The organism is Mycobacterium deserti (assembly GCF_025345615.1).
Taxonomy (GTDB): Bacteria; Actinomycetota; Actinomycetes; order Mycobacteriales; family Mycobacteriaceae; genus Mycobacterium; species Mycobacterium deserti.
This window is the reverse complement of the sequence record NZ_JAODWD010000003.1, coordinates 220187-239179: the sequence shown is the minus strand read 5'-3', so window position 1 is coordinate 239179 and position 18993 is coordinate 220187. Positions and strand designations below refer to the sequence as shown.

The 18993-nt window shown below is 67.8% G+C and carries 20 protein-coding genes; 7 read left to right on the top strand and 13 right to left on the bottom strand.

The window, feature by feature from the left end; genetic code table 11:
• Positions 1 to 43 precede the first annotated feature (43 nt).
• The 6 genes from coaD to N4S67_RS12450 are packed head-to-tail and all read right to left on the bottom strand — an operon-like array spanning position 44 to position 7092.
• On the bottom strand, positions 44 to 523 hold the full coding sequence (gene coaD, locus N4S67_RS12475; RefSeq protein WP_260993296.1) for a pantetheine-phosphate adenylyltransferase: 480 nt from the start codon (positions 521 to 523) through the stop codon (positions 44 to 46).
• Between the two features lie 14 nt (positions 524 to 537).
• A complete protein-coding gene (gene rsmD / locus N4S67_RS12470; RefSeq protein ID WP_260994015.1) occupies positions 538 to 1131 on the bottom strand; it encodes a 16S rRNA (guanine(966)-N(2))-methyltransferase RsmD in 594 nt (197 codons plus the stop codon).
• Positions 1128 to 4520: a pyruvate carboxylase gene (locus tag N4S67_RS12465; protein ID WP_260993295.1), complete on the bottom strand. Its 3393-nt coding sequence runs from the start codon at positions 4518 to 4520 to the stop codon at positions 1128 to 1130. Before N4S67_RS12465 ends, rsmD begins: the two co-directional genes overlap by 4 nt.
• Positions 4521 to 4554: 34 nt before the next feature.
• Positions 4555 to 5181, bottom strand: a complete 627-nt coding sequence (locus N4S67_RS12460; protein WP_260993294.1) for a vitamin K epoxide reductase family protein — start codon at positions 5179 to 5181, stop codon at positions 4555 to 4557.
• Positions 5178 to 5927: a DsbA family protein gene (locus tag N4S67_RS12455; protein WP_260993293.1), complete on the bottom strand. Its 750-nt coding sequence runs from the start codon at positions 5925 to 5927 to the stop codon at positions 5178 to 5180. Before N4S67_RS12455 ends, N4S67_RS12460 begins: the two co-directional genes overlap by 4 nt.
• A 46-nt stretch (positions 5928 to 5973) precedes the next feature.
• Positions 5974 to 7092 carry an alpha/beta hydrolase gene (locus N4S67_RS12450; RefSeq protein ID WP_260993292.1) on the bottom strand — a complete coding sequence of 373 codons (1119 nt, stop codon included), beginning with the start codon at positions 7090 to 7092 and terminating at the stop codon, positions 5974 to 5976.
• On the opposite strand from N4S67_RS12450, the gene N4S67_RS12445 reads away from it, so the two are divergent.
• The 3 genes from N4S67_RS12445 (at position 7091) to N4S67_RS12435 (ending at position 9640) form a co-directional block, all read left to right on the top strand.
• The gene (locus N4S67_RS12445) at positions 7091 to 7921 is read left to right on the top strand and encodes an aldo/keto reductase (protein ID WP_260993291.1); all 831 of its coding nucleotides are present in this window, start codon (positions 7091 to 7093) and stop codon (positions 7919 to 7921) included. The genes N4S67_RS12450 and N4S67_RS12445 overlap by 2 nt on opposite strands.
• A gap of 5 nt (positions 7922 to 7926) precedes the next feature.
• A complete protein-coding gene (locus N4S67_RS12440) occupies positions 7927 to 8766 on the top strand; it encodes an aldo/keto reductase (protein ID WP_260993290.1) in 840 nt (279 codons plus the stop codon).
• Between the two features lie 160 nt (positions 8767 to 8926).
• Positions 8927 to 9640, top strand: coding sequence for a DUF1326 domain-containing protein (locus tag N4S67_RS12435; protein ID WP_313959943.1), 714 nt, complete (start codon positions 8927 to 8929; stop codon positions 9638 to 9640).
• A 30-nt stretch (positions 9641 to 9670) separates the two neighbouring features.
• On the opposite strand, the gene N4S67_RS12430 is transcribed toward N4S67_RS12435, so the two are convergent.
• From N4S67_RS12430 to N4S67_RS12420, 3 genes are read right to left on the bottom strand one after another with little or no spacing between them, the layout of a single operon-like run.
• A complete protein-coding gene (locus N4S67_RS12430; RefSeq protein ID WP_260993289.1) occupies positions 9671 to 10372 on the bottom strand; it encodes an HNH endonuclease family protein in 702 nt (233 codons plus the stop codon).
• Positions 10369 to 12582 carry an ATP-dependent DNA helicase RecG gene (recG, locus tag N4S67_RS12425; RefSeq protein ID WP_260993288.1) on the bottom strand — a complete coding sequence of 738 codons (2214 nt, stop codon included), beginning with the start codon at positions 12580 to 12582 and terminating at the stop codon, positions 10369 to 10371. The genes N4S67_RS12430 and recG overlap by 4 nt, the downstream gene beginning before the upstream one ends.
• Before the next feature lie 2 nt (positions 12583 to 12584).
• Positions 12585 to 14219, bottom strand: coding sequence for a DAK2 domain-containing protein (locus N4S67_RS12420; RefSeq protein WP_260993287.1), 1635 nt, complete (start codon positions 14217 to 14219; stop codon positions 12585 to 12587).
• A 191-nt stretch (positions 14220 to 14410) separates the two neighbouring features.
• Here N4S67_RS12420 and rpmB point away from each other — a divergent pair, with 191 nt between their 5' ends.
• Both rpmB and N4S67_RS12410 read left to right on the top strand, forming a co-directional pair.
• A complete protein-coding gene (gene rpmB / locus N4S67_RS12415; protein WP_260993286.1) occupies positions 14411 to 14605 on the top strand; it encodes a 50S ribosomal protein L28 in 195 nt (64 codons plus the stop codon).
• Between the two features lie 45 nt (positions 14606 to 14650).
• Positions 14651 to 14983, top strand: a complete 333-nt coding sequence (locus N4S67_RS12410; RefSeq protein ID WP_260993285.1) for a hypothetical protein — start codon at positions 14651 to 14653, stop codon at positions 14981 to 14983.
• Here the strand turns inward: N4S67_RS12410 and N4S67_RS12405 are convergent.
• The 3 genes from N4S67_RS12405 to N4S67_RS12395 are packed head-to-tail and all read right to left on the bottom strand — an operon-like array spanning position 14980 to position 16937.
• Positions 14980 to 15675, bottom strand: a complete 696-nt coding sequence (locus N4S67_RS12405) for a uracil-DNA glycosylase (RefSeq protein ID WP_260993284.1) — start codon at positions 15673 to 15675, stop codon at positions 14980 to 14982. The two genes, N4S67_RS12410 and N4S67_RS12405, sit on opposite strands and share 4 nt — an antisense overlap.
• A complete protein-coding gene (locus tag N4S67_RS12400) occupies positions 15672 to 15962 on the bottom strand; it encodes a DUF1330 domain-containing protein (protein WP_260993283.1) in 291 nt (96 codons plus the stop codon). Before N4S67_RS12400 ends, N4S67_RS12405 begins: the two co-directional genes overlap by 4 nt.
• A 15-nt stretch (positions 15963 to 15977) precedes the next feature.
• A complete protein-coding gene (locus tag N4S67_RS12395; RefSeq protein WP_260993282.1) occupies positions 15978 to 16937 on the bottom strand; it encodes a thiamine-phosphate kinase in 960 nt (319 codons plus the stop codon).
• A gap of 126 nt (positions 16938 to 17063) precedes the next feature.
• On the opposite strand from N4S67_RS12395, the gene N4S67_RS12390 reads away from it, so the two are divergent.
• Together N4S67_RS12390 and N4S67_RS12385 are read left to right on the top strand one after the other, a co-directional pair.
• Positions 17064 to 17306, top strand: a complete 243-nt coding sequence (locus tag N4S67_RS12390; RefSeq protein ID WP_260993281.1) for an Lrp/AsnC ligand binding domain-containing protein — start codon at positions 17064 to 17066, stop codon at positions 17304 to 17306.
• A 10-nt stretch (positions 17307 to 17316) separates the two neighbouring features.
• The gene (locus tag N4S67_RS12385; protein WP_260993280.1) at positions 17317 to 17856 is read left to right on the top strand and encodes a DUF3515 domain-containing protein; all 540 of its coding nucleotides are present in this window, start codon (positions 17317 to 17319) and stop codon (positions 17854 to 17856) included.
• Between the two features lies 1 nt (position 17857).
• Here the strand turns inward: N4S67_RS12385 and N4S67_RS12380 are convergent, their stop codons facing one another.
• A complete protein-coding gene (locus tag N4S67_RS12380) occupies positions 17858 to 18961 on the bottom strand; it encodes a D-alanine--D-alanine ligase family protein (protein WP_260993279.1) in 1104 nt (367 codons plus the stop codon).
• Between the last annotated feature and the right edge of the window lie 32 nt (positions 18962 to 18993).

Sequence of the window (18993 nt, the reverse complement as noted above, 5' to 3'; positions counted from 1 at the left end):
TGGGCTGTGCGCCAACCACAGGACTACCCGCTGAGCTGCAGTATCAACCCTGATGCAGCTTGACCTGCAGCCTGGCGTTGACCGCCTCGGGCAACAGTGCCGAGACATCGCCGCCCAGCGACGCGACTTCCTTGGCCAGCGACGACGACACGAAGGAGTACGTCGGCGTGGTCGCGACGAAGAAGGTGTCGACACCGGCGATGTGCTTGTTCATCTGCGCCATCTGCAGTTCGTACTCGAAATCGGTGCCCGTGCGCAGGCCCTTGACGATCGCGGTGAAGCCGCGCGCCTTGACGAAGTCGACGACCAGCCCCTGCCCGGACTCGACCCGCAGGTTCGGCAGATGCGTCGTGGACTCCTCGATCATCGCGATCCGCTCGTCGGGGCTGAACATGCCCTTCTTGTTCGGGTTGACCAGCACCGCGACGACGAGCTCGTCGAACTGCGACGCCGCGCGCTCGAAGACGTCGATATGGCCGAGGGTCACCGGATCGAAGGAACCCGGGCATACCGCGCCGCTCATGGTCGATGACGCTATCAGGGCAGTTCCGCCGAATTCGGCGCCGCAGCGGCGGCCACGTCGAATTCGGCCAATTCCAAACGGGTGTCGCCGTAAGTCCGCGACGGCCACGCCTGCCAACCGTCCGGCCACGCAAGAGGCGGACTCGACGCTGCGCGTTCCACCACCGCGACGGTGCCGGTGGTCGTCCATCCGCCGTCGGTCAGCGCGCCGAGCAGGCTCTCCATCTCGCGCGACTCGACGTCGTACGGCGGGTCGGCCAGCACCAGGTCGACCGGCTGCGCACTGCCCGAGGCCAGCACGGCGGCGACCGCGCCACGCCGCACCTTCGCGCCTGCCACACCGAGTGCGGCGATGTTCTGCGCGATGACGCCCGCCGCTCGTTGATCCGATTCGACGAACACCGCCGAAACGGCGCCGCGCGACAACGCCTCGAGGCCGAGCGCGCCCGAGCCCGCGTACAGGTCGAGCACCCGGAGGCCGGCGAGGTCGATCCGCGCGGCCAGCACATTGAACAACGACTCGCGGACCCGGTCGGTGGTCGGACGGGTCCCGGTGCGCGGCACCGTAATTCGCCGCCCGCCCAGTGTTCCGGCGACGATGCGGGTCAGCTGACCACCACCAGCAGGTCGCCACCCTCGACCTGCGCGGTCTGCGACACCGCCACGCGGCTGACCTTGCCGGCCTTGGGCGCGGTGATAGCCGCCTCCATCTTCATGGCCTCGATCGTGGCGATCATCTGTCCGGCCTCTACGTCGTCATCGGCGGCGACGTTGACCGTCACGACCCCGGCGAAGGGTGCGGCGACATGGTCGGGATTGGTTCGATCAGCCTTCTCAGCGGTCGGCACCTCACTCGCGATGCTGCGGTCGCGTACGGTGACCGGTCGCAGTTGACCGTTGATGATGCACATCACCGTGCGCATGCCGCGCTCGTCGGGTTCGGACACCGCCTCCAGCCCGATCAGCAGTTCGACGCCGCGTTCGAGTTGCACGCGGTGCTCGTCGCCGGAGCGCAGCCCGTAGAGGAATTGATTGGCCGACAGGCTCGACGTGTCGCCGTACTCCTCGCGGTGGGCATCGAATTCCTTGGTGGGGCCGGGGAACAATAGCCGGTTGAGCGCAGCCTGGCGCTTGGGTCCGGACTGGGCGAGCACCGCCTCGTCCTCCGTGGACAGTTGGGGTTCGGGTTTGGCCGGGGGTCTACCGTCGAGCGCCTTGCTGCGCAACGGCTCCGGCCACCCGCCCGGTGGGTCGCCGAGTTCGCCGCGCAGGAACCCGATGACCGAGTCCGGGATGTCGAATCGCGCTGGGTCGGCGGCAAATTCCTCGGCTGATATCCCGGCGCCGACAAGCGCCAGCGCCAGGTCCCCCACCACCTTCGACGACGGGGTGACCTTGACCAGCCGGCCCAGGATCCGGTCGGCGCCTGCGTAGGCGTTCTCGACGTCTTCGAACCGGTCGCCCAATCCCAGGGCGATGGCCTGCTGGCGCAGGTTCGACAGCTGCCCGCCCGGAATCTCGTGGTGGTACACCCGCCCAGTCGGGAAAGGAGGGCCGGATGCTGCAACGTCGAACGGCGCGTAGACCTTTCGCAGCGCCTCCCAATAGGGCTCGAGGTCACACACCGCCGCCAGGGATAGCCCGGTGTCGTATTCGGTGTGCGCCGCCGCGGCCACGATCGAACTCAATGCGGGCTGGCTGGTGGTGCCCGCCAGCGGCGCGGCGGCCCCGTCGACGGCACTGGCACCGGCCTGCCAGGCGGCCAGATAGGTGGCCAACTGGCCGCCCGGTGTGTCGTGGCTGTGCACATGCACCGGCAGGTCGAACCGCGACCGCAACGCGGAGACCAGCAGGTGCGCCGCCTGCGGGCGCAGCAGCCCGGCCATGTCCTTGATGGCGAGCACGTGCGCACCCGCGTCGACGATCTGCTCGGCCAGGCGCAAGTAGTAGTCCAGCGTGTACAGATTCTCGCCCGGATCGGACAGGTCACCGGTGTAGCTCATCGCGACTTCTGCTACAGCCGTACCGGTTTCACGCACCGCGTCGATCGCAGGCCGCATCGACTCGACGTTGTTGAGGGCATCGAAGATTCGGTAGATGTCGATCCCGGTCGCCGTGGCCTCTTCCACGAACGCCTTCGCGACGATCTCGGGGTACGGCGTATAGCCGACGGTGTTGCGCCCGCGCAGCAGCATCTGCAAGCAGATATTCGGCATGGCCTCACGCAGCGCGGCCAGCCGCTCCCACGGGTCTTCCTTCAGAAATCGAAGTGCCACATCGTATGTCGCCCCGCCCCAGCATTCGACCGACAGCAGCTGCGGCGTCATGCGGGCGACGTACGGCGCAACCGCCAGCAGGCCGGTGGTGCGCACCCGGGTTGCCAGCAGGGACTGATGCGCGTCGCGGAACGTCGTATCGGTGACGCCGACCGCCTTGGACTCGCGCAGCCACCGCGCGAACCCCTCTGGACCCAAATCGGCCAACAGGTGCTTGGACCCGCGCGGCGGCATTGACTCTACATCGATTTCGGGCAGCTTGTCGTGGGGGTACACCGTCGACGGCCGCTCGCCGTGCGGCTTGTTGACCGTCACGTCGGCGAGGTAGTTGAGGATCTTGGTGCCGCGGTCGGCAGGCGTGCGCGCGGTCAGCAGGTAGGGGCGTTGTTCGATGAACGACGTGGTGACCCGCCCGGCGCGGAAATCGGCGTCGTTGACCACCGCCTGCAGGAACGGGATGTTCGTCGACACCCCGCGCACCCGGAACTCGGCCAGCGCTCGGCGGGCCCTGGCCACCGCCGTGGAGAAGTCGCGTCCGCGGCAGGTCAGCTTGACCAGCATCGAGTCGAAATGCGCGCTGATCTCCGCACCCAGGTGGGAGCCACCGTCGAGTCGGATACCCGCACCGCCCGGCGATCGGTAGGCGGTGATACGCCCCGTGTCGGGCCGGAAACCGTTGGCGGGATCCTCGGTGGTGATCCGGCACTGCAGCGCAGCACCGCGTGCGGTCAACGAATCCTGACTCAGCCCAAGGCTTTCCAAGCTATCACCGTCGGCGATACGCATCTGGCTGGCGACCAGGTCGACGTCGGTGATCTCCTCGGTCACCGTGTGCTCGACCTGGATGCGCGGATTCATCTCGATGAACACGTAGTTGCCACGTTCGTCGAGAAGGAACTCCACGGTGCCGGCGTAGGTGTAGTCGATCTGGCGGGCGAACGCGACCGCGTCGGCGCACATGCGCTGCCGCAACTCTTCGGGCAGGTTCGGCGCGGGCGCCAGTTCGATGACCTTCTGGTGCCGGCGTTGCACACTGCAGTCCCGCTCGAACAGATGCATCACCTCGCCGTGGGTGTCGGCCAGGATCTGCACCTCGATGTGACGCGGGTTGATCACCGCCTGTTCGAGGTACACCGTGGGGTCGCCGAACGCCGACTCGGCTTCCCGGCTGGCTGCCTCGATCGCTTCGGCCAGCGCACTGTGCTCGCTCACCCGCCGCATACCGCGGCCACCGCCACCCGACACCGCCTTGACGAACAACGGAAACGACATGCTGTCGGCGGCGGCCAACAGTTCGTCCACCGAGGCCGACGGCGCCGAGGACGACAGCACCGGGAGACCCGCCGCACGCGCGGCCGCCACCGCACGCGACTTGTTACCCGTCAGCTCGAGCACCTCGGCGTTCGGTCCGACGAACGTGATGCCCGCCTCGGCGCAGGCCGCGGCCAGTCGCGGATTCTCCGACAGGAAGCCGTAACCCGGGTACACCGCGTCGGCACCAGCGTGCTGTGCCACCCGGATGATCTCGTCGACACTGAGGTAAGCGCGCACCGGATGCCCGGTCTCGCCGATCTGATAGGACTCGTCGGCCTTGAGCCGGTGCAGCGAGTTGCGGTCCTCGTACGGATACACCGCGACCGTGGCGATGCCCATCTCGTAGGCGGCACGGAACGCCCGGATCGCGATCTCTCCGCGATTGGCAACGAGGACCTTGGAAATCACCCGCGTACCCTATCCGCCGCTGGACGTGTCTCGCTCAGACGAGCGTGGACCAGTAGCTCCAGAAACGCACAAGAATCATCAGAACCAGTGCGGTGAACCACAGCGTGACCAGCGACCACCGCCACGTGTGCAGTAAGCGTACGGCGCCGTTGGACGTCTGCGGCTGCACGGCGATCGACGCCACCACCACCAGCAGCGGGACGGTCACCGCCCACACCACCATGCAGTAGGGGCACAGCGCGCCGATGCGGTAGAGGCTCTCGAAGATCAGCCAGTGGATGAACACCACACCCAGCAGCGTGCCGACGGCCAAGCCGCTCCAGTACCACCGTGGCAGCCGCACCCTGGCCAGCGCCAGTACCCCGGTCACCACGACGATCGTGAACGACACCACGCCGATCAGCGGATTGGGGAAGCCAAACGCCGAGGCCTGCGGGGTGATCATCACCGACCCGCAGGACAGCACCGGGTTGAGGCTGCACGACGGCACGTAGTCGGGGTTGATCAGGATGGCGATCTTCTCGACGGTCAGCGTGACCGCCGCGGCCAGGCCGACGATGCCCGCGATCAGCACCCACACCGCGCTGAGCCGAGCGACCTCCGCCGGCTGCTCGGTTGCGGGTTCGCCGGGCTCAACGGCCTGCGGCGCGGTCACGGTCATGACGGTGCAGGCGCCCCTGCGTCGAGGGCGGGCACGTTACCGACGATCTCTTCGACCTTGGTGATCAGCGCGTCCGGTGTCGAGGGCGTGTAGTCCTCGCCGTTGATGCGAATGGTCGGTGTGGAGTTCACCTCCGCGGCGGCGGCCATCCCCTTGGCCATCTCCTCGTACTTGCCGCTGTTGATGCACTCGGGCACGCCCCCGGTGACGCCGGCCAGCCGCGCCACCTCGATCAGTCGCTTGTTGTCCGGGAACGGGCCTACGCCCTCTTCAGGCTGCTGGGCGTAGAGCGCGGCGTGGAAGCGACGGAACGCGTCCTTGTTCTCATCAGCCACGCAGTACGCCGCGTTCGACGACCGCGACGAGTAGCCGTCGCCCTGGCGGTCCAGGATGGCGACCATGTAGTAGTCGGCGGCCACCGCGCCGCTGTCGATCAGCTTGTTGATCGTCGGCCCGAACTGCTTCTCGAAGTTGCCGCACGCGGGGCACAGGAAGTCCTCGTAGAGCGACAGCACCGCCTTGGGCTCGGTGTTGCCCTCCTGGGTGATCAGCGAGTTCGACGTCACCCGAATGGCTCTCGCCTCGCCCTCACCGACCGGGTCTTCCGCCGACATCACGATGTAGAGAACCAGAGCGGCGGCGAACACCACGACGACCGCGGTCAGTCCGATCTGGATCGCCAGATTGCGCTTGCGGTCAGCTGCCCTCAGGTCGTACTTCGCCTGCTTCTTCGGTTTGGTGGCCACGGCATACAGGGTACCGGCGGCCCGCCCGGTCATCGGGGTCGCATTGCTAGCCGCGGCACAGATGGGCACGCAGCGCAGAGATCACCTGAGCCATCGCCGTGGCGCTGCCACCGCCGAGCGGAAAGAAATTGGCGAATCCATGGACCAACGACCCGAACTCCCGGTAGTCGACGGTCACCCCTGCCGACCGCATGGCCCTGGCGTACTGCTCGCCCTCGTCGCGCAGTGGGTCGAACCCGGCCGTGACCACCATCGCCGGAGCCAACCCGGACAGGTCGTCTGCCAGCAGCGGCGAGACCGCCGGGTCGGACGCGTCCACCTCGGCGCCGCCGAGATAGTGGTCACGGAACCAGTTCAGATCGCGCTTGGTGAGGAAGAAGCCCTCGGCGAACAGCGTCTGCGAGCGCGTCTCGTCGCGGTAATTGGTGACCGGATAGAGGAGCAGTTGCAGCGCTGGGCGTTGCGCGCCTTCGTCGCGGGCCCGGTGGGCGACCAGTGCCGCCTGGTTGGCGCCCGCGCTGTCACCGCCCACGCCGACCCGTGAGGGATCCGCCCCCAACGCGGCGGCGTTCTCGAGGGCCCACAGGTACGCGGCGAAGGCGTCCGCCGAACCCGCGGGTGCCTTGTGCTCGGGCGCCAACCGGTAGTCCACCGACAGCACGTGCATGCCGCCTGTACGACAGATCTGCCTGCACAAGTCGTCGTGGGTTTCGATGCTTCCGATGACTTGGCCGCCGCCGTGGAAGAACACCAGCAGGGGGTCCGTGCCGCGCTCGCGTCCCCGGTGTGCGTCGTGCGGCGGCCGGTAATGCCGGGCACGGATGTCGCCGGCGGGTCCCAGGATGGAGAGATTCGTCACCGCGCCGACCGCGATGTTCTGCTTGAAGCCCGCCGACAGCGCCTCCAGTTGCGCCCGCGCAGTGCCGACATCGTCGCTACCCACCAAGCCGTCGAGCCCGGCGACCTTCTGTGCGGTGAGCATCAGATGCAGCGTGGTGTCCAGGGTATTTCCGTCGATGGTGAGTGACCGACCGCCCAGCAGCAGGCGCTTGACCGGGTCGGGGATGCGCGGCATCGCACGCAGCGACATGCCCGCGGCGGCGTTGACCATCGCCTCCCTGCGGGCAGGAGCCTTCGCCGGCTCTTTTGGCAGACTCGACGCCATGGCGACTCCCTCGATCACGCTCAACGACGGCAACTCGGTACCCCAGGTCGGACTCGGTGTCTGGCAGACCCCTCCGGAGGACACCGAACGCGCGGTGGCCACGGCGCTGGACGCCGGCTACCGACACATCGACACCGCGGCAGCGTACGGCAACGAGACCGAAGTGGGTCGCGCCATCGCCAACTCGTCTGTTGCGCGCGAGGACGTCTACCTGGTGACCAAGCTGTGGAACGCCGACCAGGGCTATGACAGCACGCTCGCCGCGTTCGATGCCAGCGTCGAGCGCCTGGGCGTGGACTACGTCGACCTGTATCTCATCCACTGGCCGATGCCCGAGAAGAACACCTTCGTCGACACGTTCAAAGCCTTCGTAGAGCTTCGCGACCAGGGCCGGGTCCGCAGCATCGGGGTCAGTAATTTCGAGCCCGAGCATCTGCGCGCGCTGATCGACGCCACGGGGATCGTTCCCGCCGTCAATCAGGTCGAGCTGCATCCGCTGCTGCAGCAGCAGGAATTGCGCGAAGCACACGCTCAGCTCGGCGTGGCGACGGAGGCGTGGAGCCCGCTCGGGCAGGGCTCGCTGCTGCAGAACGCGACAGTGGCCGAGATCGCGAGCGCGCACGGCAAGACACCGGCACAGGTACTGATTAGGTGGCATATCCAGCTCGGCAATATAGTCATCCCGAAGTCGGTGACCCCCGAACGAATTGTGAGCAACTTCGACGTGTTCGATTTCGAGCTGAGCGAGCAGGACATGGCGTCCGTTTCCTCACTCGGCGACGGCACGCGGTTGGGTCCCGATCCCCGAACATTCAACTTCACAGGGTAGGTGAAATGACCGGCGCGGCAGCGATTCCCACCGTCACTCTCAACGACGGAAACACGATGCCGGTGATCGGCCTCGGCGTCGGCGAACTGTCCGATTCCGAGACCGAGGCGGCGGTGTCGGCGGCGTTGGCCGCCGGCTACCGCCTGATCGACACCGCGGCTGCATACGGCAATGAGGAGGCCGTCGGTCGGGCCGTCAAGGCGTCCGGCGTACCGCGCGAGGACATCTTCGTCACCACGAAACTGGCCACTCCGGATCTGGGCTTCCAGTCGTCGCAGGACGCCTGCAAGAAGAGCCTCGAGCGGCTGGGCCTGGATTACGTCGACCTTTACCTGATTCACTGGCCGGCTGGCGAGCAGGGCAAGTACGTCGACACCTGGGGCGGCCTGATGAAGGTCAAAGAGGTCGGCGAAGCGAAGTCGATCGGCGTCTGCAATTTCCATGCCGAGCACCTGGCCAACATCATCGACCTGTCGTTCTTCACCCCGGCGATCAACCAGATCGAATTGCACCCGCTGTTGAACCAGGCCGAGCTGCGCGAGATCAACGCCGGATACGGCATCGTCACCGAGGCTTACGGCCCGCTCGGTGTCGGCAGGCTGCTGGACCACGTCGCCGTCACTCCTATCGCCGAGGCGCACAACAAGACGCCGGCACAGGTGCTCATCCGGTGGAGCATCCAGTTGGGCAATGTCGTGATCCCGCGTTCGAAGTCCGCTGAGCGGATCACGTCCAACCTCGACGTGTTCGACTTCGAGCTCAGTGACGACGAGATGGCCGCACTCAACGGACTCGACGAGGACAAACGGTTCCGTCCGGACCCGGAAACCTACACCGGCACCTAGGAGTCGGCACCGCGCCAGTGGTGTCGCCCCCGCGCGCCTTCGACGGCGGCGATTGAAGCCGCACCAGAATTTATACCCCCCGGGGGTACTTGATCGATCGCCGTGCCGGTGCTACCGTCGCCCTACCGGGTACCCCCCCGGGGTATATGAAGGAGGACGGATGACCACCATGACGGCCAACGATTGGCAGTTGCGCGGCGACTGGTTCGACGTGTGTAGCTGCAAGTTGCCCTGCCCCTGCAGCTTCGCGCAGGAACCGACGCACGGCGACTGCTTGTTCACGCTGGTGTGGCACGTGCGCGAAGGACACTACGGCGACGTCGATCTGACCGGACTGTCCGTCGTGGCGCTGGGTGAGTTCGCCGGCAACATGTGGATCGGCGATCCGAACGCGACGATGAAGCTGATGTTCTACATCGACGCAGGTGCCGATGCCGACCAACGTCAAGCGTTGGAACGCATCTTCACCGGGAAGGAGGGCGGCTGGCCGGCCGAGTTCGCCAGCCTGATCGACGATCTGCGCGGCATCGAGTACGCACCGATCACCTTCGACGCGGCCGATGACCTCGCGTACTGGCGCGCCGAGATCCCGGGCAAGGTCGATCTGCGGGTAGAGGCACTGACCGGGCCGACGTCGGATCCGGCCCGGCGCGTCACGACGACGAACGCTCCCGGCGCCGAAGTCGGTCCGGGGCAGATCGCGACGTGGGGTGTGGTCAAGCGCGACCACGCGGTCGGGTTCGATTGGTCGCACGAGCATGTGGGTGGATCCAGTAAGCACTTCCCCTTCGAATGGAGCCCGCACGCCGACCGTGTGGCATCGCACGCCGAGACGGACTCTGACCGGCGATCGTCGTGCCAGTGCCACGCTTGAGCGTCGCGTGCCGCGTTGCGCCGACGAGGTTCAGGCAGCGGGGCATGTCGCGGCGGCACGACGCAGCGCATCGGCGGACGGAGCGTCGACGGGCAACGCGTACCCGCGCAGCACCGCGACGAACTGCACGGCGTACTGGCAGTGGAACGCCGCGTTGGGCGGCAACCAGGTCGCCGGTTCGTCATCACCTTTGTCCTGGTTGACATGACCGGCGACGGCCAGCAGGTTGGCCGGGTCGTTGGCGAACCGCACCCTCAACTCGTCTGTCCAGTTCCGCGCCCCGAGATCCCAGGCGAGCGCCAACGGCACGATGTGGTCGATCTGTACGGCCGCGCCGACCTGGTTGCCGCGGGTGAACGGGATGACGGCGTTGGTGTACGGGTCGTACAGGGTTCCGGTGGCAACGGCGCTGGGGCACCGCTTGATCGACACGTATGTCTTGTCGACCAGGTCGCGGTCGAGGATGTCGTTGCGCGTGTCACAGCCGTTGCGGCCGCCCGGCGCCGAGTTGTCGTCGGTCCACGATTCCCCGAACGCATCTCTGCGGTAGTCGTAGGCCCGAATGCGCAACGGCACCACGGCGATACCCGCCAGCACGTCGACACCCGGTGCGACGGTGGGCATATCGGCACTGGCAACGAACCGGTCGGCGGAGGTGGTGACCACCTGCACCGCGACCAGAACTGCCAGCACCACGAACGCCGCCAGCCAATAGATCCGCTTATGGGTCATGCCTTGTCCAAATAGTCGACGCGATCGGTGTCGGTGAACGGCGCTGCCAGCATCGCCATCCCCGGGCGCGCCGGATCCGACTCGTAGAGCGTTTCGCACAACTCGCGTGCGGCCAATAGCACGTCGAGATGGGAGAACAGCGACAGGAATCGCAGCGTGATCGGCCGGCCGGACTGGCTGTAGCCCAGCACATCGCCCTCACGACGTTCCAGGAGGTCGAGGTCGGCGAGCTTGAAGCCGTCCAGGGTCGAGGCGACCGCCTTGAGCCGCGCTCCCGCCTTCGAGCTCTCCGGCAGTTTCGTGGCCAGCAGACACAGGCTGGGGTGCTGTCCGCGGCCGATGCGTCCGCGCAACTGGTGTAACTGGCTGACACCGAACCGGTCGGCGTCCATCACAAACATCACCGTCGCGTTCGGCACGTCGACGCCGACCTCGATCACCGTGGTGCACACGAGCACGTCGATGTCTCCGGCGCGGAACGCGGCCATCACCGCGTCCTTCTCGTCGCTGGGCAGCCGCCCGTGCATGAGGCCGAGCCGTAGCCGCGGGAACACCCCCGACCTGAGGTGATCGAACAATTCGACGACCGTCGTCGCCGGCGGACCGCCGTTGTTCTTGTCGTCCTTGGTCTTGTCGTTCTCGTCGATGCGCGACGCCACGACGTAGGCCTGCCTGCCGTCGCGGACCTCTTCGGTGATGCGCTGCCACGCCCGCTCGAGCCAGGCGGGTTTCTCGTTCAAGAAGATCGTGTTGGTGGCGATGGGCTGCCGTCCCCTCGGCAGTTCGCGAAGTACCGAGGTCTCCAGGTCCCCGTAATGGGTGAGCGCCACGGTGCGCGGTATCGGCGTCGCGGTCATCACCAACAGATGGGGTGTCACGCCGTCGGGAGCCTTGCTGCGCAACCGATCTCGTTGTTCGACACCGAACCGGTGTTGTTCGTCGACGACGACCATGCCGAGGCGGTGGAACTCGACGGCGTCCTGCAGCAGCGCATGTGTGCCGATGACGATGCCCGCCTCGCCGCCGGCCACTTCTTCGCGCACCGCGCGCTTCTGCGCAGCCGACATGGATCCGGTCAACAGCGCGATCCTGGTGCCGCTGTCACTACCTCCGAGCTGGCCCGCCATCGCCAGCGGCCCGAGAACGTCACGCACTGATCGGGCATGTTGCGCGGCAAGGACTTCCGTGGGCGCCAGCAGTGCGCACTGATAGCCGGCGTCGACCATTTGCAGCATCGCCATCACCGAGACGATGGTCTTGCCGGAACCGACTTCGCCCTGCAGCATCCGATTCATCGGCCTGCTGGCAGCCAACTCGGTGGTCAAGACATCCAGGACGTCCTTCTGCCCGTCGGTCAACTCGAACGGCAACTGCCCACGCATCGCCGCGACCAGGCCGTCGCCTCTCGGCAGGGCGACAGGACCGGACTCGCTGCGGTCGCTGAATCTCCTTCGCACCAAAGCCCATTGCAGGCCCAGCGCCTCGTCGTAGGTCAGACGGGCGATCGCGGCATCGCGGTCGGCGGCCTTCTCTGCGGTGTGGATGGCCCGCAGCGCACGGTCCTCGGAGATCAGATTGTGTTCGCGCAGAAACGATTCCGGGAGCGGATCCTCGACCGGATCCAGTACGGCGAGCACCTGTCGCACACACGCGTAGATGTCCCAGCTCTGCACCTTCTTGCTGGCAGGGTAGATCGGGAAGAACTCCCGCTCGAACTCCGCCAACAACTCGTCGCCGGATGCGCCTGACGCCGTCGCGATGGTCTTGAGCGACTTGCTGCCGCTCACCTTGCCGCCCTCGTGCAGAACGAGGTAACCGGGGTGAGTCAGCTGCAATGTGCCTTTGAAGTATCCGACCTCACCGGACAGCATCACCCGAACGCCTTCGGTCAACGACTTCTTCAGGTACTTCACGTTGAAGAACGTCGCGGTGACCTTCGGCTTGCGGTTCCCGAGTGTGACGACCATGTACTCGCGCTTGGGAGTGCGGTTGGTCCACCGCAGATCGACTTTGGTGATGACGTCGACGAAGGTGACGTGTTCGCCCTCCTCCAGGCTTTCGCCCTCGCCGACGACCGTCATCTCGTCGTTGTATTTGCGCGGGTAGTGGCGCAGCAGATCGTTGACGGTACGCATGCCGAAGAATTCCTCGAGCGGACCCGCGGCCTTTTTCCCGAGGATGTAGTCGAGTCGGTCGGAGAGCACGGCCACGGCTACTCGACCCCGATCAGCAGGACGTCGCCGCTGTGGTCGGTGTGATACGTCACCAACTCGGTGCCGAGGTGCTCGCGGTGCACATGCTCCTGCAACGCGGCGCTCACCCCGGGGTCGACGCCGACGCCGGTGAGCACGGTGATCAGTTCCCCACCCGCGACCAGGAGCAGGTCGATCAGGCCTGCGCCTGCCGCGGCGACGTCGTCGCCCACGATGAGGACCTCGTCCCCGGCGATGCCCAACCCGTCGCCGGGTTTGCACATCCCCGCCCACGTCAGGGCCTCCTCGGTGGCGACCCGTACCGATCCGTGTCGGGCCGCGGCGGCCGCGCGCGCCATGGTGTAACCGTCGTCGACCGCCTGCCGTTCGGCGTCATGCACGGCCAGCGCCGCCAGGCCCTGCACCATCGAAGCCGCGGGCACCGGCACCACGTCGATGCCCCAGCCGATGGCCGCGGTGCAGCCGGCGACCAGCTCCTCGGCGGCGACGTAGCCATTGGGCAACACCATGACCTGCGCCGAGCCGGTGTTGACCAGGGCGTGCAGCAACTGCTTGGCGCTGACCGGCTCGTCGGCTTCCGGGCGCAGTACGTGGGCGCCTTCCCCGGCGAACAACTGCTCGGCGCCGAGGCCGTCCACGATCGCGAGCACCGCCCGTTCCGTGGCCCACCCGCCCGCCGGCCGCGCACCGGTGGCGCCGGTAAGGGAGGTGATCTGTATCCGGCTGGGAGTGCCGACCGCGAGCGCCGCCTCGACCGCAGCTCCTGCGTCGTCGGCGTGGACGTGTACCGAGTAGTGCCCGGCGCCTTCTGCGGACGCGGCGATGGCCACCGACTCGCCCAGCCGGTCCAGGCTGCGGCGCAGCTGCTCGACGCCGGCGGAGTCGCATTCGCTCAGCAGGTACATCACCTCGAACTGGGGGGCGCTCGAAGCGGTGGGCGCGACGAGCTGGGCGGGCGGCGACGGCACGTACTCCTGCCTGCGCGGCGCGTGGCCCGTCAACGTGGTGCTCATCGCGTCCAGCAGTACCAGCAGGCCCCGCCCGCCCGCGTCCACCACGCCGGCCTCGGCCAGCACGTCGAGCTGACCGGTGGTCTTGTCGAGTGCCACCGCCGCGGCGTCGGCGGCCGCGGCCACCACCCCGGCGAGCTCGGCGCCCGAATCCGCAGCGTGTTCGGCCGCTCCGGCGGCCTCCTGCAGCACGGAGACGATGGTGCCGGGCACCGGCCGGCCCATCGAGATGACGACCAGGCTGACCGCATGGCGAAGCGCTGCGCCGAACAGCCCGCCATCGATGTCGGCCACCTCGGCACGCCGGTCCTCGGCCGCGGCGGCGGTGACGTCGGCGAACCCGCGCAAAATCTGCGACAGGATCACCCCGGAGTTGCCGCGCGCGCCGTGCAGCGCACCGCGGGCCAGCGCGGCGGTGACCGTGACGACGTTGTCGGCGCCCGCGTGCTGATCGGCCTGCGCCCACGCCGAACGCATCGTAAACAGCATGTTCGTGCCCGTATCGGCGTCGGCGACGGGGAAGACGTTGAGCCGGTTGATCTCGTCGGTGTGGGTGATGAGGTCGCCGACGGCGGCGTGCGACCAGTCCCGCAACGCCGAGGCATCGAGCCGTCGAACCGACATGCCCACCTCCGCCCGTCAAGCCGCCGTGGCGATGAGCCTAATCATTGGACCCGACAATGCCGTCGCAGCGTTCCGCCGGTTTTGGCGATACTCCCCGGGCCCGGTATTCTGGTCGGGTTGTCGGGTCGAGCCGCGCCGGTCGCGCGGCGAAACACCCTGACCCCCACGTACTGATCCGAGGAGTTCAACATATGGCTGCCGTCTGCGATATCTGCGGGAAGGGCCCCGGCTTCGGCAAGTCGGTGTCGCACTCCCATCGCCGGACCAGCCGTCGCTGGGATCCGAACATTCAGCCGGTGCGCGCCGTGACCCGTCCTGGCGGCAACAAGAAGCGCATCAACGCCTGCACGTCGTGCATCAAGGCCGGCAAAGTCGTACGCGGCTGACACCGCGCGGTTTAACCGCACCCGGCTGGGGCTAGTCCAGTCTGCATGACCACACGCGCCTCATCGAGGTCCTCGTTCTTCGCGCTCGGCGCCGGAATCGCACTGGCCACGTTGTTGACGGCGTGCGGCGGTGACGACTCCGGGGGCGACGAGTCGACGACGACCAGCACTACCACGACGACGACGCAGACCACGGTGACGACCGTGCCCGTCACCACCACTCCGGCTCCGGAACTGCCCGCGGCCACCACCGACGGCGACGGCACCGTCGAGGTACCAGTGCCCGACGTCCCCCCGCCGCCTGCCGTCCCGGCGCCACCCGCCATCCCCGCGCCGCCGCCGATCCCGTCGCCGCCGCCGATCCCCGGCATCGGTTAATCAGCGGTCGACGGAAGGCGCCAGTCGATGGGCTCGGCGCCCATCTTCTCCAGCAACTCGTTGGCCCTACTGAACGGCCGGGAGCCGAAGAAACCACGGGTGGCAGACAGCGGCGAGGGATGGGGCGATTCGATCGCCACACAGTCGCTGCCGTCCAGCATCGGTTTCAACGTCGAGGCGTCACGTCCCCACAGCACCGCGACCAGGGGCTGCTTGCGTGCCACGAGAGCTCTGATCGCGCACTCGGTCACGGCTTCCCAGCCCTTGCCGCGATGGGACGCCGGGGTGCCGGGCCGCACGGTCAGCACCCTGTTCAACAACATCACCCCGCGCTCGCACCAGGGCGTCAGGTCGCCGTTGGCCGGTGGCGGATAACCGAGGTCTTTTCCGTACTCGGTGAAGATGTTGTCGAGGCTGCGCGGCAGCGGCCGCACGTCGGCCGCCACCGAAAAGCTCAGCCCCACCGCATGACCGGGCGTCGGATACGGGTCCTGCCCGACGATCAGCACGCGCACACGATCGAAGGGAAAGGTGAAGGCGCGCAGCACATTCTCCCCCGCAGGCAGGTACCGGTGACCCGCCGCGATCTCCTCGCGCAGGAACTCCCCCATCTGCGCCACGTGAGGTTCCACCGGTGCCAGCGCGCGCGCCCAACCCTCGTCGACGAGTTCGCCCAGTGGTCGTGCGGTCATGTCAACCCTTTGATGAGCATCACCACAGTGTCGGCACCCGCCCGACGATCCCGCGAAATCTCTTGGTACTCGGCGGATTCCGCCCATGAGCGAAACTGTGCCTCGTCAGGAAAGGACATCAGAACCACCTTTTGACGATCAGACTCGCCTTCGAGCACCTGCGGCGACTCGTCAGCCGCCAGCAGCGTCCCGTTGAAGCGGACGAACACTTCCATGAAGCGGGCTTGATAGCGGTCGTATGCCGCACGGTCCGTGAACCTGAGTTGAGCGATGGCATACACGGTCACGATTGGCCACCCTAACTAGTCGAACGACTGCCATCCCGGATTGCCCCTCCACGCCGCGCCGTCCACCAGCACGTGCGCCGGCCCGTCGAGCACCCGGCCGATCTCGCGCCAGCCATCGGGCGGGGCGCCGCAAAACGTCGCGACCAGGGCATGGTCCTCTCCACCCCCGAGCACCCACTCCCACGCGTCGATGCCGACCGCGGCCGCTGCGTCGGCGACAGCGTCGCGGTCGGTGCCCAGCGCGTGGGTCGACACATCGATGCCGACGCCGGAGGCCTGCGCGACATGGCCCAGGTCGGCGAGCAGTCCGTCGGAGACGTCGGTCATCGCCGTCGCGCCGTTGTCGGCGGCCACCCGGCCCTGCCCGTACGGCGGGGCGGGTACCAGATGCCGCTGGCGAAGCTCCTCGAAGTTCTCAATCCCGGTGCGCCACAGTTCGTATCCAGCAGCAGAGCGGCCCAGCTGCCCTGCCACCGCCACCGTGTCGCCGGGGCCGGCGCCGCCGCGCCGCACGGCTTTCCGACCGTCTAGGTCGCCCAGCGCCGTCACCGAGATCACCCATTGTGGGGCGCTGACGAGGTCGCCGCCGACGATCCCGGCGCCCATGAGCCGGGCCTCGTGCCACATCCCGTCCGCCAGCGCGAGCGCATCCTCGGCGGGTGTGTCCGCCGGCGCGCCGAAGGCCACGACGAATGCCGTCGCCCGCGCTCCCATGGCTTCGATATCCGCGGCGTTCTGCGCGATCGCCTTGCGGCCGACGTCGTGCGGTGTCGACCAGTCGAGGCGAAAATGCCGTTCGGCGACGAGCATGTCGGTCGAGACCACCGTCCTGCCGTCGGCAGCCAACACGACGGCCGCGTCGTCACCGGGACCCAGGGCGACGACGGAAGGCTGGTCGCGCCCGGCCACCAGCCGGTCGATCACCTCGAACTCGCCGACGCCGGCGAGCGTCTCGGCGCCGTCGTCGCTCCCCATGTCGCCTGCCCCTACCTGCGGTACGTTTGGTCCCTGCCGGAGTCTAGGCGGCAGCCGGCGCATGCGAGGAGCCCGAACCGATCCCGCGCACGCCACGAGCAGACAGGAATTCGGGAGGAACAGCGGGTGGTCGAGGCGTACATGCTGATCCAGACCGAGGTGGGCCGCGCCGAAGTCGTCGCCAAGCAACTGGCGACGCTTCCCGGTGTGCGCTCGGCGGAGTACGTCACCGGCCCGTACGACGTCGTCGTGCGCGTCGAAGCCGGCACCCTCGAGGACCTTCGTGTCATGGTCGCGCCGAGCGTCGCGGGTGTCGCCGGCATCACTCGCACCCTGACCTGCCCGATCGCCGCCGCGGCACGCCCCTAGAGTTTTGCGGGTGGAACCCGAGACCCGTGACGGCCCGCCGCGGACGGTGCTGATCGCCGCACTGGTGGTCGCGGCCGGGACGTTGATCGCGATCCTGGTCATCGCCGCGCTGCGGGTGCAGCCGTCGGCGCAGCAGGCCGTCGCGATCGTGTCGATACCGGCGCCGCAGGCCGAGAGCGCGCAGTGCCGCGCTTTGGCGGGCGCACTGCCCGAACAACTCGGTGACTACCGTCGTGCGCCCGTGGCCGAGCCTGCGCCCGCCGGAGCGGCGGCGTGGCGGTCCGATGGGGGCGGCGAGCCGATCATTCTGCGCTGCGGGCTCGACCGTCCGGCGGAGTTCGTCGTCGGCACCCCGTTGCAGGGCGTCGACGCGGTCCAGTGGTTCGAGGTGCGCGACGTCGATCGCAGTACCTGGTTCGCGGTCGACCGTCCGGTGTATGTCGCGCTGACCCTGCCGCAGGGAACCGGACCGACGCCCATTCAGGCTGTATCCGCTGTCGTCGCGAAAACCTTGCCGGTCAAGGCGGTTGACCCGGCACCGGTCGGCTAGGTCAGCGCAGGCCGGTTCCGCGTTTGACCGCGGTGTCGACCATGGTGGTCAACAGCGTCGGGTAGTCGACGCCGCTGGCCGCCCACATCCTCGGATACATCGAGATGGTCGTGAAGCCGGGCATCGTGTTGATCTCATTGACCACCGGCCCGTCGTCGGTGAGGAAGAAGTCGACACGGGCCAGGCCCTGGCAGCCGATCGCGTGGAACGCGCGAATTGCCAACTGCCGGACAGTGTCTGCGACGTCGTCGTCGACCTTCGCAGGCACGTCGAGTTCCGCGGCGTCCTCGAGGTATTTCGTCGCGAAGTCGTAGAAGCCGTCCTCTCGACCGCGCACCCCGGCGACCCGGATCTCACCGAGCGCGCTGGCCTCGACGCGGCCGTCGGGGAATTCCAGTACGCCGCATTCCAATTCGCGACCGGTGATCGCGGCCTCGACGATGATTTTCGGATCATGGCGGCGGGCCGCCGCGATGGCCGCCGACAGTTGGTCCCAATGCGCCACGCGGCTCACACCGATGGAGGATCCACCGCGGGCGGGCTTGACGAAGACCGGCAATCCGAGCCGTTCGCGCTCTTCGAGGTCGAGGGTCTCGCGGCCGGGCCGCAGCACGACGTGGTCGCCGATCGGCAGTCCCTCGGCGGCCAGCAGCTTCTTGGTGAACTCCTTGTCCATCCCGGTCGCGCTGGCCAGCACTCCCGCCCCGACATACGGCACCCCGGCCAGCTCCAGCAGACCCTGGATGGTGCCGTCCTCGCCGTACGGTCCGTGCAGCACCGGGAATACCACGTCGACCGCCGCCAGCAGCTCACCGGCGCCCTGCCCGAGCGACAGTAGCTGCCCGCCGCGTACCGGATCGGCGGCCAGGGCGAGCTCGGCGCCCGACCCCTCGGTGACCTCGGGCAGCCGGCCATCGGTGATCGCCAGGGTGTCCGGTTGGGCGTCGGTGAGCACCCACGACCCCTGTGGAGTGATACCGACCGGGACCACCTCGAAACGCTCCGGATCGAGGTTGCGCAGGATGCTGCCGGCGGAAACACACGAAATCGCATGTTCGGAGCTGCGTCCGCCGTAGACGACGGCGACACGGACACGGGCAGTCACAACCTAGAGAGGCTACCGTCCAGCCACGACGG